Genomic DNA, 241 nt, shown 5'->3' on the forward strand with positions numbered 1-241 from the left:
CGCGGGCCAGTTGGGCCACCTCGGCGTACGCCTCGGTCGTCACTTCTCCTGCCACCACCACGGTGCCGGTGGTGACGAGTGTCTCCACCGCGACGCGCGACGATGCGTCCTGCCGCAGGATCTCGTCGAGGACGGCGTCGGAGATCGAGTCGGCCACCTTGTCGGGATGACCCTCGGTGACGGACTCGGACGTGAACAACCGGCTCACTCGGGCCTACCTCTCGCGAAGGGACTGTGCGGC

General features: G+C 68.5%; 1 protein-coding gene. It reads right to left on the reverse strand.

All coding sequences use genetic code 11. The annotated features are described in order from the left end of the window. On the reverse strand, positions 1-208 hold a 208-nt coding region (locus BN358_RS23415), incomplete at its 3' end, for an S-adenosylmethionine synthetase N-terminal domain-containing protein (RefSeq protein ID WP_304412785.1). Between the last annotated feature and the right edge of the window lie 33 nt (positions 209-241).

The organism is Sedimentibacter sp. B4 (genome assembly GCF_000309315.1).
GTDB lineage: Bacteria > Bacillota > Clostridia > Tissierellales > Sedimentibacteraceae > Sedimentibacter > Sedimentibacter saalensis.